Genomic DNA, 14,832 nt, shown 5'->3' with positions numbered 1-14,832 from the left:
GGCAACCAGTCGGTGGCCGGCTTCTGGCTGGTCCCGGCGCTGAACTATGCCGGCGGCTACCGTGAACCGCTCGCCGAACTGCTCCGCCTCACCGCGGCCGGGACGATCAGCCCGATCCTCGGCGGCGAGTACGCACTCGACCAGGCCCGGCACGCCCACGAGGACCTGCTCGCCCGCCGTACCACCGGCAAGCTGATCATCCGGCCGTAAAACCCAGCTCGCCACCGGCGGTCCCTCGCAGGTCGCGGAAGAAGGCCCGGATGTCGCCGGTCAGCAACTCCGGCACCTCCATCGCGGGAAAGTGGCCGCCGGCATCGAACGAGGTCCAGCGAGCGATGGTGTTCGCCCGTTCCGCCAGCCAGCGCAACGGGATGAAGTTGTCGTTCGGGAAATCCGCCATCCCGGTCGGCACCGGGGACGGTTCGTCGGGCTGTCCCCAGTAGGCGGCATGCGCTCGTTCGTAGTAGATCCGCCCCGACGACGCCGCCGTACCGGTCAGCCAGTAGAGCATCACGTTCGTCAGTAACTGGTCTCGGTCAATCGGCTGGTCGGACCATTCCTCGAGCTTCTCCGCGATCCAGGCCAGCTGACCCACCGGCGAATCCGTCAGCCCGTAGGCGAGCGTCTGCGGCTTGGTCGACTGGAGGTCGGCGTACCCCTGCTTGTCCTTCGCCCAGCCCTGATGCCGCTGCCACGACGCGATCGTCCGCTCGCGTTCGGCCGGCTCGAGCGGAGCGAGTTCGTCGGCGGTCGGCTCGTGCGTCGCGCCGACCCCGGGGATAAGGTTCAGGTGGACACCGATCACCCGCTCCGGACGGATCCGCCCGAGTTCGCGCACGATCGCCGAACCCCAGTCGCCGCCCTGGACGCCGTACGCGGGATAGCCGAGTTCTTCCATCAGTACGGCGTACGCCGCGGCCACCCGCTTGTACTCCCACCCGGTCTCCCGGGTCGGGCCGGACAGCGTGAATCCGGGGATGCTCGGGATGACCAGATGGAAGGCGTCGGCCGGATCGCCACCGTGTGCGCGGGGATCGGTCAACGGCCCGGCCACCTTGAGGAACTCCACGATCGACCCCGGCCAGCCGTGTGAGATCAGCAGCGGTGTCGCGGTCGGCTCCGGCGATCGAACGTGCGCGAAGTGAATGCGGGCACCGTCGATGGTGGTGACGAACTGCGGCCACTCGTTGAGCTTCGCCTCCGCCGCGCGCCAGTCGTACTCGTGCCGCCAGTACCGCACCAACTCCTGCAGATATCCCAGCGGTACGCCGTACTCCCAGCCGACGCCTGGCAACTCGTCAGGCCACCGGACCCGATCCAGCCGCTCGTTCAGATCGTCCAAAGCCGACTGCGGAAACTCGATCCGGAACGATTCGATGCTCATGGCAACACCCTCTCGCAACGCCTCCGCGACCGCACCCGGGTTTCACGGCAGACAGCTCCGGAGCCCGGTCCAGCAGGGCTAGTCAGATCTTGACGCGGTCGCGGATGACCTTGAGAGCGATGGCGGCGGCCAAGCCGACGCCGCCGACGATCATCAGCACGGTGACGAGGGTAGCCGAGCTGTTCAGCCGGCCGTCGCAGGCCATCGGGGTGATGCCGCGGGCGGGCTGGAAGACCGAACCGCAGCTGGTCTCGTCGGCCGAGACCGAGCGGAAACCGAGGGCGAGACCACCGAGCAGCAGGGCCACCCCGGCGATCGCCAGAATCTTGTTCAGCGTCGTCATGGTCGGGCCGACGCCGATCCCCACAGGCATGCCGACGGCACGGCCTGACTGCCCCGTTGCACTTCGCTCACTCCTGACTTCGGCTGATACCTCTCCGAACCTACGGCCGCAGCTGCGCGGATTCACACCGACAGAGCCGTCAGCAGCGAATCTTCACTAAGTCCTTACTCAGGACATATGCGACCGTGACAAGGGTCTCAGAAGCCATCGCGGGCTGTGACACTGGCATCGCTGTGCCACAGCCCGCAGTCGGGTGAGAGCGAATCAGAAACCGCCAGTAGTCGTTCCGCCACTCCCTGTCGCCGGAGAGGTGAAGGTGAGATTCGGGTCCGGGCCCCATTGATCGGCCGTCGCCGGGTAGTTCGCCTCCTGCCGTTTGATGCACTTCCAGTCCACCGAGGTGTTCGGCGGCAGGTTGCTGATCGTGCCGGTCCAGGTCGGGTAGCCGGTCGGCGCCAGCTTCACCGCACTCGCGACCGACCAGGCACCGAGCTGCGGCACGTTGCCGACGACGTACACGGACTGGCCGGTCGTAGTGGTCCCGTTGGTGCAGCTGAACGTCTTCGAGACGACCGCCTGGCCGAGGGTGAAGACGAACGACTTCGCCGTACTGACCGCGACCGAGGCCGACTTGGCCACGACCAGGTTCCCGCCCGCGTTGTACCAACCACTCGCGGGCCGCGTCGAAGGCCGCCTTGTTCGCGTACTGCGTGAGCGCCGACCCGTTCAGCGTCACGGCCGACGCCTGGGTGTCGGCCACCAGCTCGACCGCGTTCGACCGGCTGCTCGGGGCGCCGGTGTAGGTCCCCGACGAGGCCGCGATGCCGACGGTCGCAGTACTGCCTGATCGCGACTGGGTCAGATCGGTGGTCCGCTTGGACCCGGTCTGGTAGCCGACGGTGGCGCCGTCGTCCTCGGCGAGCGTGAACGACGAGGCGGTCGGGTCCGAGTAGACCCGGGCCACGAGCTCGTTGCGCGTCGTACCGTCGGCGCGTTTGCCGAGCACGTTCATGGTCTGGTCGTCGACGTACATCTTCGGGATGATCGCGCCGCCGCGGGCGTAGGCGGGCAGCTGGAACTTGCCGTTGCGCCACAGCGGCACGTCGGTCAGCGTCTGGCCCGTGCTGACCGTCTTGGTGTTGGTGTAGTAGTCGTACCAGGTCCCGGCCGGCAGGTAGACGTCCCGCTTGCGCTGGTTCGCTCCGGCCGCGACGCCGACGAGCAGGTCCTTGCCGATCAGCTTCTCGTGACCGGTCTCCCGCACGTTCGGGTCGTTCTGGTACTGGTAGACCAGCGGCGGAATCAGCGGTTCGCCGGTCGTGTACGCCTTGTGGGCAAGGGAGTAATAGTACGGCGTGAGCTCGTACCGTTGCCGCAGGTTGGCCAGGTTGCTCGGCACGTCACCGATCGAGTCCGGCGAGGTCTTCGCGCAGTTGCAGAGGTTCTCCGTGTGCGGGCGGATCGGTACGTCGAACCAGGACGAGTTCGCGAACCACTGGGTATAGAGCTCGTTCAGGTCGGAGTTCAGCATCTCCCGCCGGAAGCCGCCGATGTCGGAGCCGAAGTAGTCGATCCCGGACATCGACATCTGCATCTGGACGTTCTGCTGGGCGGCCAACGCAGTCAGCTTTGACCCGATGTCGCCGGACCACATCGCCGTACCGGTGCGCTGGATGCCACCGGCCGCGGATCGCGCGAGCATGAACGGGCGTTGCTGGACCGCGTTGTCCGTGTATCCCTTGGCGATTCCCTTCGCCCATTCGAGGTTGTAGAGGTTGTGGTAGTCGGAGTGCGCGTGCTTGCCGGCAAGGACTCCAGAGGTCCAGTCGTTCGCGTCGTACATCTCGGGCTCACCGAGGTCGAGCCAGTGACCCATCACGCCGTCGTTGATCAGAGGCTGTCGCTGAGTGGAGTGCCAATGCGCGCTGGCCGCAGGCTGCGTCCAGTCGATCATGCCGCCGCGACCCCACCAGTCGTTCCCGGTCAGGTACGACGGACTGCAGCTCGAGCAGCCGGCTCTGATCAGGTAGCCGCTGGAGGCCATGTCGGTGTGCTCGGGCAGGTTCTTCCCGATGTACGACTCCTCGATCGTCATCACGCCGACGCCGTTGGTGTTCTTGTACGTCGCCAGCTTGGTCGCCGCGTTCGGGAAGTTGACCGGGTCCCACTCCAGCGTGCCCATCCGGGTGTTGTCCGACCCTGCCGTGACGCCGCCGAACCAGTTCACGTCGAGCATCACGCCGTCGGTCGGGAACTTGTTCGCCCGCAGCCCGCTGAGGGTGGTGTCGATCTCGTTCCAGTTGTCGTAGCCGTACTCCGACATCCACAACCCGAACGCCTTCTTCGGCGGCACCGGCGGGCGACCGGTCAGCTCCAGATAGTCCTTCCGCAGGTCCGGGAGATCCGGGCCCGACATCACATACCAGCGGAGTTGGTCGCCGAAGGTGTCCATCGTCCACGGGTCGCCGGTCAGGTTCCAGTCCTGCTTGTAGACCTGGTCGACGAACATGCCGTAGTTGGTGGTGTTCGCGCCGACAGCGAGCAGTACGGGGATCTGCGCGTTGCCGACCGGCCCGTTGTCCGTGTCGTACAGCATCGCGTTGCCGTAGGTACCGCTGGTGCGCTGACGCCCCACCCAGTCACCGTCAGCGCTACCACCCATGAAGAACTGCTCGCCGAGCCCATACGCGTTCTGCATGGACGACTTGGTGAAACTCAGCCCCTTCCAAGCCTGGCTGAGATTCCGCGGACAGGTGGTGTTGAGCAACAACTGCGGCGAACGGGTCGTGTCGGTGACCGTCGCGCACAGGGTGGTCGCGTTGACATCGACCTTGAGCCCGGCCGTGGTCAGCGTGTTCCCGGTCTGATTGAAGCTGGTCGGCCCGGTGTAGTTGGTCTTGGCGATCTGATCGGTCGTGAAGATCGACGCCCCGGCCCCCGGTCCCGCTCCAGCTCCCATCTCGAAGTGCACAAGATCATCGTCGAGAAACTCCACCACCAGATAGTTGCCCCCGGCAGTGAACTGCACCCGCTGCACAGCGGCATGGGCAACCTCCGCAGGAAGCACCACAAGCAAGGGCAACAACAGCACCAGCCCAGCCAGCCTGGTCAGCGCCGCCCTCCCCCACCCAGCCCCCGAGCGGCTCTCTCTCCTCGCCCCCGAGCGGAGCGAGGGGGTGTTCTGTTGTTTTCTCATGGCCTTGCCACCGTCACGTTGTCGAGGTTTATCCCGCCTGTGCCTGTCAGAACTTTCACCACGCGTTTCCCGGCCGTGAGGCTGGTAGTCAGCGTCGCGGTCCCCCAGGTATCCCAACTGCCGGTGCTCGGCAGGTTGACCGACCCGGCGCTGACACCGTCGATCTGGATCGTTCGCGTCGCCGTGGTGGCCGCGCCGTTGGCGTAGCGGAGCTTGATCGCGTGGCTGCCGGTGACATCGGCGTTCGCGTCCACCGACACCGAGTCCCCGGCCGTCTCGAAGCCGTCCACGAATCCGGTTCCCGTGTAGCCAGGGTGATCCGTGTTCGTCGTCGTACCGGTGTTGGTGCCGAACTCAGCCTCATAACCCGGCTTGTCCACGCCACTCAGTACTACGCTGCGCGCACTCGCACTGGAGGCGGTCTTGACCAGCGTGAGCTGCTGGACCGGATCCCAGTACCAGCCCTCGCCGGCACTCTGCAGCGCGGCGAGAGTGGCGTGGGTGGTCATCGCCACCCCACCCTTCGTCACCCCGCTCGGCTTCGACGACGCCACCTGCAACGTGCTCGTGGTCGCCAACGGAGGCACGCTCACCGTCACCTGGTGACCGGCGAAGTTCTCCGTTGACGTGACCGTCCTGGTCTGGTTCGCCGAGTCTTCGAAGTACCCGTAGCTCGTAGTACCGGACGGGTAGATCCGGAACGCCAGGTTGGCGTAGGTGTCGACGCTGTTGCCGATGTTGCCGCCGAGCTCGTAGTTCGCGTTCAGGTTGAGCGGGACGATCGCACCGGCCTTGGCATAGACGGGAATCGTGCCGGTGTCGGCGTTGTAGACCTTCGTCCCGGCACCTTGGGCGCGGCCGCCGTTCCAGAAGTCGTACCACTCACCCGCGGGCAGGTAGACGCTCTTGCTGGTCGCGCCCTGCGTCGTGATCGGTGCCACCAGCAACTGACGGCCGAACATGTACTGCTGCTCCTGAGCCGCCGCTGTCGCGTCGTTCGAGTAGGCGATGCTCATCGCCTGCATCATCGGAAGCCCTGTGGTGGAAGCGTTCTTGGCTTCCGTGTAGAGGTACGGGATCAGGTTCATCCGGGTGTTGGCGAACTTGCGGAACTTCGGGATCACCGTGGTGTCACCGGAGCGCGCCTGCACGTTCCACGGCGTACGGGCCTCGGAGACACCAGGGTTCGACTTCTCCGAGTGGTACTGCATGATCGGCGAGAAGGTCGCCTGCGCGGCCGCCCGGAGGTAGAGCTCGCTGCCCGGGAACGTTCCGGTGAACCCGGCCAGATCCCAGGACCAGAAGGGGATGCCGGACGCGCCGGCGCTCTGACCGGCCCGGACCGCCTGCTGGAAGGCGTCGAAGGTCGACGACTGGTCGCCCGCCCAGAAGATCGAGTTCGCCTGCGCGCCCGACGTACCGCCGCGGCTGAACAACGTGCCCTGGGTCCCTGTCTTGGTCTCGACGAAGTCCTTGTACGCCCGGGTGTACTCGTTCGGGTAGGCGTTGTGCAGCTCGTCGCCCTTGCGACCGCTGCCACTGGTGACGTTACGGCCGAAGACCGCCTCGCTGCCGTCCGTCTTGAGCCCGTCGATGCCGATGTCGTCGAACAGGTAGGACCGCTTGCTCATCCACCAGTTGGTGGCCGCGGTCTTGGTGAAGTCCGGCACCGTGCTGTTGCCGAACCACTGCCCGGCCGGGATCCGGTACGGGCCGCCGGCGCCGTCTCCGAGAACGTAGCCCTGGGCAACGGCATAGTCGCGGTCGTTGACGTGCTGCTGCGGCGGCGTCGCCGGGTTGGTGTCGAAATCCTGTTTCAGGACAGGGATCTGCCAGAGGATCATCTTGACGTTCTGGGCATGTGCCGCCGTGACCATCGCCTTCGGGTTGGTCCACTCGCCACCCGCGGGGAAGGTCAGATCGGCGTACGTCAGCGCCTGGTTCCCCGGCTTCGGGGTGTACGTCGCGCCGTGCCACAGGTAGAAGGTCGCCTCGTCGCTCCACTGCTCCAGCACCATCGCGCTGTGCGGGATCTGGTTGGCGGTCATGTTCGAGAGCTCGGCGCTCACTTCAGCCTGGGTGTTCCACTCGTTCGCGGAACCCCACAGCCCGAAGGACCACTTCGGCGGGAGCTTGGGGCGCGCGGTCGTCGCGGTGTACTGGTCGAGCATCTCTGCCCGGGTACCGGTGAAGAAGTAGTAGTCGACGGTCGAGTTGAGCGCGCCGCCGGTGTCGACGGTGAATCCGGCCATGTCACTGAAGTGCGTACCGAGGTTGAACACGGAGTACCGGGTGCTCGGCACGTAGATGCCGTAGCCTGCCGAGTTCGTGACGAACGGGACGCTCAGATAGGTCCGCGCTGTCGGGCCCTGGTCCTGGTACTGGTTGTAGACGTAGTTGCTGACGTCCTTACCGCGCTGATTGAGCGAGTCGTACCGCTCGCCGAGCCCCTCGAAGCGTTCACTCGCCGGAGACAGCCAATGATCCTCGACCTTGGTGACCGTAGTACTGCCGTCGCTGGCCCAGCCGGTGTTCCGGAAGGTGGCAGGGTCGTACTGCCGGGCGATCAGCGTCGTCCCGTCGCCCTTGTAGACCGCGACCCGGTACGGCGACTTCTGGATCTTCAGCACGACTTTCGTGGTGGCGATCTGGAGGGTGCCCGCGCTGTCCGTCACCGTGTACGACGAGGAGCCGGTGATGTTCAGGCCGCTCCCGGTCGGTGCGACCTGGACGTGGAACCGGTCGATCGCGGGGAACGCGAACCGCACCTTCGGGGTGAAGCTGCCCGCGGTGTCGCCGGTCGTCACGTCCACGCTGGTGCCGTTGTTGACGAAGCCGGAGACGTTACTGGTACCGGAGTACGACGTGACTCCGAAGGAGAACGGGCCGGTGGTCTTCTGGTTGGCGCCGTCCACGTCGGCGTTGACGGTGTAGGTGATCTGGTCGCCGCGGGCGAAGGTGCCCATCGAGAGCTTCCAGTACGTGTTGTTGCCACTGTTGTAGTCGAAGGCCGCCCCGATCGGCGTCTGGTTCACGCCGTTCTTGGTCCAGGTGATCCAGACCGTCTGCCCGGACGAGACCGGCCAGGTGGTGGCCTTGAGTTGCACCGCGTCACCCGCCATCGGGTCGCGCGGCGCCCGCTCGGTGGCGGTGGTGTTGTACAACTCGTCGGCGCCGTACGGCGCGTGGAAGACTCCGGTCAGTGTGCCGGCCCAGGCGGGGGCCGGGGTGAATTGGAAGATCAGCGCTGCGAGCACCAGGATCGCAGCGGTCCACCGCCTTCGCGGCGTGACGGCATGCCTCATCTACAGCCTCACTTCTCTCCGGCCACCGACCGGATCTGGAGATCAGGCGCCAGGTCAGCGAACCGGCGCCGGAGTACGAGTGCCTCGGCCTTGGCGGCCCAAGACGCTGGTTGGTTGGCCGGCCTGCGCCTCGGGTGATCCGGGGCGCCGGCCGGCTAGCTGGCTGAGCGGGCGGTCAGCGACGGCCGGCCGGCCTCGTCGGGCCGGAGGTTCGGCTGGAACAGCTCGCCCAGGAAGAGGCCCGCGGCGCCTTGCGCCCAGGCTTCGTCGTCCCAGTCGTCCACCACGACCTCCAGGTCCCGCTGGAGTCCGTCGAAGACGGTCTCGCGTAGTGCCTCGTCGAAGGACGGGCCGAACAGATCGCCTGCCCGGGTTCCCTCTCCGGCGAGGACGATCAGCTTCGGGTTGAGGAGATTGACCAGATTGCCGACGGCCGTTCCCAGGATCCGGCCGACTTGTTCGAAGATCTCAGTCGTTGCCTTGTCGCCCTGACGGGCCTTGTCGATGGCTTGCTCGATGGTCTTCGTTCCCGCCTGTGCGCAGATCGCCGGTTCGCCGATCAGCGCTTCGAGGCAGCCGTTGCCGCCGCAGGCACACAAGGGGCCGTCAGCAACGACCTTTGTATGCCCGAACTCACCCGCCCCGCCACCGGCACCGCGGTACAGCCGGCCGTCCAGAACCATGCCGAGTCCGATACCGCGGCCGATACTGACCACCGCGACATCGGACACACCCCGCCCGGCTCCGAACCACTGCTCACTGGCCACCAGGGTGTTGACGTCGTTGTCCACCACCACCGGCAGGCCGAGCTTCTTCTCCAGCAACGCCGCGAGATCCACGTCGTGCCAGTCGGAGTACGTCCCGTGCCGGACCACCCCGGTCGCCCGGTCGATCACCCCGGCCACGCCGACGCCCACGCCGTACACGGATCTCTTGCCAGTGAGAGTGCGGACCACCTTGGCGACAGTCCGTACGACGGTGCCGACGTCGTTCGTGGTGACGGCGGCCGTGGCCCGCTCGACGATGCCCGCGTTGAGGTCGGTGAGCACCGCGATCACCTTGGTCTCGGTGAGCTTGATACCGATCACGTACCCGGCATCAGCTTTGAGCCCCAGCAACACCGGCCTACGCCCACCGCCGGAACTGGCCGTCTCCCGCTCCTCGATCACGCCGGACGCAAGCATCTCGCCAACGATCTCGGACACGGTAGGCAGGCTCAGCCCGGTCCGCTTGGCCAACTCGGTCCGCGAGACCAGCCCACCCCGCAGCTCGCCCAGCACCAGCGAGGAGTTGATCTCGCGGATCAGTTCCTTGCTCCCCACTCGTACCGGCTGCACCCGCCCACCCCTTACTAAGGTCACCGAAGGAAGTCTCCGGACGCTAACCCCGCTCCGCGACCCCGGTCAAGACCTCAGCCCTACCCCACCCCCCACCGAGCTCCTTCGATCAGCATCCTGATGACCTCGGTGAACCGAAGCGGAGGGGGTCGTAACCTGCGCGTCTTCTTCGGTCACGCGGCTGAAACGTGCGCTTCTTACCTTGGGAGCCCACGTCGGCCACGCGAGGCGGGTGAGCCCATGTACGAGCACGTTGACCCGTTCATCGGGACCGGCGCTACCGACCTGCCCACGCCAAAGGGCCTGGCAGGGACCTGGTGGTGGCCCAAGGCGCAGGTCGGCAACACCCACCCGGGCGCCATGCACCCCTTCGGGATGGTGTCGGCCTGCCCGTACTCCGGGGCCTACCCGACCGGCTACGGGCTGTACGACTTCAACACCGAGGGCGTGCCCGACCTGTTGTACGACCGCCCGGTCGCCTCCGGCTTCACCCACTTCCAGCAGTCCGGCACCGGCGCGATCCGCAAGTACTACAACTACTTCCGGGTCACGCCGATGCTCGGCCCGCTCGATGACCTGGGCACCACCTGGGACCTGCTGGACGAGGTCGCCGAGCCCGGCTACTACGCGGCGACGCTGAGCTCGGGGATGCGCTGCGAGGTGACGGTCGGCCCCAAGTCGGCCGTCCATCGGTACACCTTCCCGGCGCATGACGCCGCCCGGATCGTCATCGACGCCTCGACCGGCGGCCTGGCCATCCCGCACAGCCAGACCGTGCCGCTGAAGGCGCACCTGGCGATGCTGGGGCCTGGGGTGGCTCAGGGGGAGATCCACGTCGAGGGGGTCCCGCTGGCCGTCCACCTGGAGGTCGACGCCCCTGGCTGGCGGCAGGCGCTGTGGTACGACCGGCGCCTGATGCCCGGCGGCACTCGCCTCGACTTCGACTACATCCGACCGACCACCTTGCGGCCGTTCGGGCTGATCTTCATGGGCCCCTCGCGCGCCGAGCAGACCGTCGAGGTGCGGCTGGGGTTCTCCCTGCGTGGGTGCGAGACGGCCCGCGACAACCTGCGCACGGACGTCGGCCGCACCCAGGCCACCTTCGCCGGGCGGCGCGACCGCACGGCAGCCAGCTGGCGCGACCATCTCGGCAAGGTTGAGATCAAGGCCGAGTCCGACGACCAGGCAACGGTTTTCGGCACCGCGCTCTACCACTCGCTGGTCAAGCCGTGCTTCGCCCCGGACGAAAGCCCGTCGTGGACGACCGAGGGCCCGTACGCGTTCGACATCTGCACCATGTGGGACATCTACCGCACCCAACTGCCGCTGATGACCACGCTGTTCCCGCAGCGTTCGGTCGCGCTGGCCGGCGCGCTGCTGTCGATCGCCGAGCAGGAGGGCAACCTGCCGATCGGCTACCGGATGGCCAAGGGCGCCGACCGGTTCTCCCGGCAGGGCAGCGCGCTCGCGCACACCTTCCTGGCCGACCTGTGCCAACTGGATCTGCCTGGTATCGACTGGGATTGGGCCATGGTGCACCTGGAGATGGACCTGCGCCGGACGTACGGCGAGGACTACCTGGTGCACGGTGTGGCGCACCCGATCAGCCACACCCTCGACCTGGCGTACGCCTACCACTGCACCGCGGCGATCGCCCACAAGGTGCGCGACCGGGCGCTGGCCCAGCAGATGCGCGACCTCGCCCAAGGCTGGCGGGCGGCGTACGACCCGGGCACCGGCCTGCTGCGCGACTCGACGTTCTATGAGGGCGGCCGGTGGAACTACTCCTTCCGGCTGCTGCACGACATGCGCGCCCGGATCGCGCTCGCCGGCGGCGACGAGGCGTTCGTGGGCCTGCTCGACCGGTTCTTCGGGTACGGCGCCGCGCCGGTCACCCAGCCGGGAGTGGCGCCGAGCGTGGCCGAGATGGCCGCCGGGTACGACCTGTGCCGTTTCGAGGGACTGAACAACGAACCGGACTACGACGCGCCGTGGTCCTACCACTACGCGGGACGGCCGGATCGAACCGCAGAGGTCGTGCATGCCGTCATCGCCAACCAGTTCGGCACCGGCCGGGGCGGGTTGCCAGGCAATGACGACTCCGGCGGGCTGTCCGCGTGGTACGTGTGGGCGACGCTCGGACTGTTCCCGGTGGCTGGGCAGAACCTGTTCCTGGTGAGCGCGCCGGCCGTGGCGGAGTCCATGACCCGGCTGCCGGAGAGCGACCTGTCGATCACCACCACAGGATTCGAGCCGGTCGAGGCAGGCGGACCGGTCTCCTATGTCCAATCCATCGCGGTGGACGGCAAGACACTCGAACGCCCCTGGATCTCCGGCCGGGAACTGCGGCACCTCCGCAACCTGCACATCGAGCTCGGCCCTCGCCCCTCCGGCTGGGGGACTCAGATCAGGCCACCCTCCACATCCGACCCGCTGCACGCCACTGGAGGTGAGGCATGAGCATCGCCGACGACGCACTCGTTCCGTCCGCACCCAACCGCCGCCTGGTCATCGTCGTCCGCGCCGACCCGGTGATCTGCGGGCACTCCGGTGAGGCACGGTGCCTCGCGGAGGTGGCGCTCACCCGCGGGTTCGACGACGTGCGGATCGTGACCTGGCCGCTGGAGGCGCTGGAGGCGGCCGGACTGCCGTTGAAACCACTCGACCGCGTGCTGCCGTACAGCCCTGGCATCACCGTGGAGCGGCCCGATCCCGTTGGCGACTACCGGGTTCCGGACGGGCGCTATCTGTCCGGGCTCACCGGGCGGCTGGTCGAGCTGTTCAGCGACGGAGTGCCGACGGTGGCAATGTCCCTCTACCTGAGCCCGCACGCGATCGCCGTGCAGGAGGCCGTCCAGGTCGCGCGCCGGATCGGGCCCGCACGGGTCATCACGGTCGCTGAGGCGGTGGGCTCGGACATCACCAACGTGGTTCGCGAGTGCGTTGACACCGGCCGGTTCGGGGCGGCCGCGCACATCCTGTCTGTCTACCTCGCGGCCGACCACTGCGTGGCGGTGTCGGAGTACACCAGGGACCTGATCGTGGCCTCGGCGGCGGCCCTCGACGGCCTGCGCGGCACGACGTTCGCGCAGCGGTGCCGTGAGCGGATCACCATCTCCTACCCGGCGGTCGACTCCTGGTCCTACCTGTCGCTCACCGATGACAAAATCGCCGAAACTCTTGCCCGACGCGGCCTTTCGCGGGACGGGTACGTTCTGTTCCTGTCACGGATCGCCTCGGCGAAGGGGGTCGACGACCTGATCGACGCCTACGCCGGGTCGCGGTCAGCCGAGCGGGTGCAGTTGGTCCTGGCCGGGCGCGGGCCGCAGGAAGACGAGGTGGTGGCGCGGGTGGCGGCAGCGGGCCTGGGCGAGCGGGTACGGGTGCTGACCGACGTGGACGACGCGGAGAAGCCGGCGCTGATGGCCGGGAGCGCGGCGTTCGTGCTGCCGACCCGCGAGCAGCCGGAGTTCGTTGAGACGTTCGGGATCGCGCTGGTCGAGAAGGCGCTCGCCGGCGGCGGGCCGATCATCACCTGTGCGACCGGCGGCGTACCCGAGGCGGTCGGTGATACGGCCCTGTTGGTGCCGCAGCGTGACCCCGCCATGCTGCGGGCCGTGCTTGATGAGGTCGTGTGCGACTGGACCTACGAGCAGCGGGCGGCAGCTGAGCGGCGCGCACGGTCGTACGCGTTGCAGTTCGACCGGGTTCCGGTCTTCGACCGCCTCTTCGCGCTCGCCGTGCCTCCCGCCGTCCACGTCGCCTGAGTCGAGCGACCTCCCAGCGCACAGCGTGGGCGCATCCTCGCCTCACCATTCACCAACTCTTGACAGCGCGTTCCGAGGGGCTTAGTTTTTGGCTAAATTTAGTGCCGAACTAAGTCTCGCTGGAGCGTGCTGTGGTGAACCTGCAAGGTCCTGTCCCCCGCGGTGATCTGGTGCCGTCGGGCATCGTCGGGTTGCTGGGGACGCAGGGGCCGACGGCGCGGACGGATATCGCCCGGGCGCTCGGGTTGAGTCCGGCGACCGTTACTCAGGTGACCAAGGATCTGATCGCCCGCGGGTTGGTCGAGGAGCTCGAATCGGTGCCGTCGAAGGGCGGGCGGCCGTCGCGACTGCTGGGACTGGTGAGCGATGCGGGGGTAGCCCTTGGCGCCAAGGTGACTGCTGATCACGTGGCAGTCGTGACCGTCGAGCTGGATGGAACCGTCAGGTCGTCGACAGAGCTCGGGTACGACCCGGGTGCCGGCGATGCGATCGAGCGACTCGGGCAACTCCTGGCCAAGCAGGTGGCGGAACTTGACGACCGGCTGCTCGGCGTCGGCGTCGGCGTACCCGGGGCTGTCGACTCGCAAGCGTCGGGAGTCGTCGACGCACCGACCCTCGGCTGGCAGGCCGCGCCGGTAGGGGCCGTACTACGGGCCGCCATCGGCACGCCGGTCCTGGTCGACAACGACGTCAATACCCTCGCCGCAGCAGAACGCCTCTACGGCATCGGCCGCGACCACTCGTCGTACCTGGTCGTCACCATCGGACGGGGCATCGGCTGCGGCATAGTCGTCGACGGCGGCATCTACCGAGGCGCCAACGGAGGCGCCGGCGAGATCGGCCACATCCCGGTCTGGCCCTCAGCTACCGCCACCGCTCCCGCCGGTGCAGCCGGCAGGACCTCCGGGGGCCCGCTCTCCTCTTCCCCCGCCCCCTCGCTCGGCGTAGCCGAAGGCGAACCGCAGTGCACCTGTGGCTCGACCGGGTGCTTGGAGGCGCACATCGGCAGTGCGGGTTTGCTGCGGACCGCCCGCGCCCGCGGCGTGATCGGGCCGCGCGGCACCGCCGCGACCTTGTTGCGAGCAGCAACGGGTGGGGACCCCGGTGCGCAACAGATCTTCGAAGCAGCCGGTTCGATGTTGGGACGGGCGTTGGCGGGGGTGATTCACACGGTGGATCCCGAGGTGGTGGTGCTGATGGGTGAGGGAGTGGACGGATGGGAGTTCTGGCAGACCGGCTTCGAGCCGTCGTTCCGGCGATCGTTGCTACCAGCCCGCAAAGCCGTACCCGTCGTGGTGGAACCGTGGACGGAAGTCCAGTGGGCCCGAGGAGCCGCTTCCCTGGTCCTCTCCAGCCCCTTCGACTCAGCCGGCAACGGCGGCGAACAAAGCCGCCTGGTCCGAGCCCGTCTGGGCGCGGGATGAAACAGAACCGCGCGCCGGTCGCACACCGTAGGACGAGACCCGGACAGCTGAAGAAGCTTGGCTGGGTGGCGTTTTT

Annotated in this window: 9 protein-coding genes and 1 pseudogene; 4 read left to right on the top strand and 6 right to left on the bottom strand. The window is 67.5% G+C overall.

The genetic code is table 11. From position 1 onward, the window contains the following. Positions 1 to 12 precede the first annotated feature (12 nt). On the top strand, positions 13 to 210 hold the full coding sequence (locus F1D05_RS39460; protein WP_219732968.1) for a zinc-binding dehydrogenase: 198 nt from the start codon (positions 13 to 15) through the stop codon (positions 208 to 210). Here F1D05_RS39460 and F1D05_RS29455 read toward each other — a convergent pair. From F1D05_RS29455 to F1D05_RS29435, 6 genes and pseudogenes are all read right to left on the bottom strand, one after another. Beyond that, a complete protein-coding gene (locus F1D05_RS29455) occupies positions 197 to 1,384 on the bottom strand; it encodes an epoxide hydrolase family protein (RefSeq protein ID WP_185443666.1) in 1,188 nt (395 codons plus the stop codon). The two genes, F1D05_RS39460 and F1D05_RS29455, sit on opposite strands and share 14 nt — an antisense overlap. A gap of 82 nt (positions 1,385 to 1,466) precedes the next feature. Beyond that, complete coding sequence (locus F1D05_RS29450; protein WP_185443665.1) at positions 1,467 to 1,757, bottom strand: hypothetical protein; 291 nt, start codon at positions 1,755 to 1,757, stop codon at positions 1,467 to 1,469. A 234-nt stretch (positions 1,758 to 1,991) separates the two neighbouring features. Continuing rightward, positions 1,992 to 2,246: a carbohydrate-binding module family 20 domain-containing protein gene (locus tag F1D05_RS41155; protein ID WP_343066653.1), complete on the bottom strand. Its 255-nt coding sequence runs from the start codon at positions 2,244 to 2,246 to the stop codon at positions 1,992 to 1,994. 295 nt (positions 2,247 to 2,541) lie between these two features. After that, positions 2,542 to 4,050: pseudogene (locus tag F1D05_RS41150) on the bottom strand (TIM-barrel domain-containing protein); the annotation flags it as partial. Between the two features lie 869 nt (positions 4,051 to 4,919). Continuing rightward, complete coding sequence (locus F1D05_RS29440) at positions 4,920 to 8,228, bottom strand: TIM-barrel domain-containing protein (RefSeq protein WP_185443664.1); 3,309 nt, start codon at positions 8,226 to 8,228, stop codon at positions 4,920 to 4,922. A 155-nt stretch (positions 8,229 to 8,383) separates the two neighbouring features. Further along, a complete protein-coding gene (locus F1D05_RS29435) occupies positions 8,384 to 9,565 on the bottom strand; it encodes an ROK family transcriptional regulator (RefSeq protein ID WP_185443663.1) in 1,182 nt (393 codons plus the stop codon). A gap of 240 nt (positions 9,566 to 9,805) precedes the next feature. Between F1D05_RS29435 and F1D05_RS29430 the strand changes: the two genes are divergently transcribed. From F1D05_RS29430 to F1D05_RS29420, 3 genes are all read left to right on the top strand, one after another. Then, positions 9,806 to 12,025, top strand: coding sequence for a glycoside hydrolase domain-containing protein (locus tag F1D05_RS29430; protein ID WP_185443662.1), 2,220 nt, complete (start codon positions 9,806 to 9,808; stop codon positions 12,023 to 12,025). Beyond that, on the top strand, positions 12,022 to 13,332 hold the full coding sequence (locus F1D05_RS29425) for a glycosyltransferase (RefSeq protein ID WP_185443661.1): 1,311 nt from the start codon (positions 12,022 to 12,024) through the stop codon (positions 13,330 to 13,332). The genes F1D05_RS29430 and F1D05_RS29425 overlap by 4 nt, the downstream gene beginning before the upstream one ends. Before the next feature lie 131 nt (positions 13,333 to 13,463). Next, positions 13,464 to 14,756, top strand: coding sequence for an ROK family transcriptional regulator (locus F1D05_RS29420; RefSeq protein ID WP_185443660.1), 1,293 nt, complete (start codon positions 13,464 to 13,466; stop codon positions 14,754 to 14,756). Positions 14,757 to 14,832 lie beyond the last annotated feature (76 nt).

The sequence above is a fragment of the Kribbella qitaiheensis genome (assembly GCF_014217565.1).
Taxonomy (GTDB): Bacteria; Actinomycetota; Actinomycetes; order Propionibacteriales; family Kribbellaceae; genus Kribbella; species Kribbella qitaiheensis_A.
Note: the sequence above shows the minus strand (reverse complement) of the source record. Positions and strands in the feature narration are given on the sequence as shown.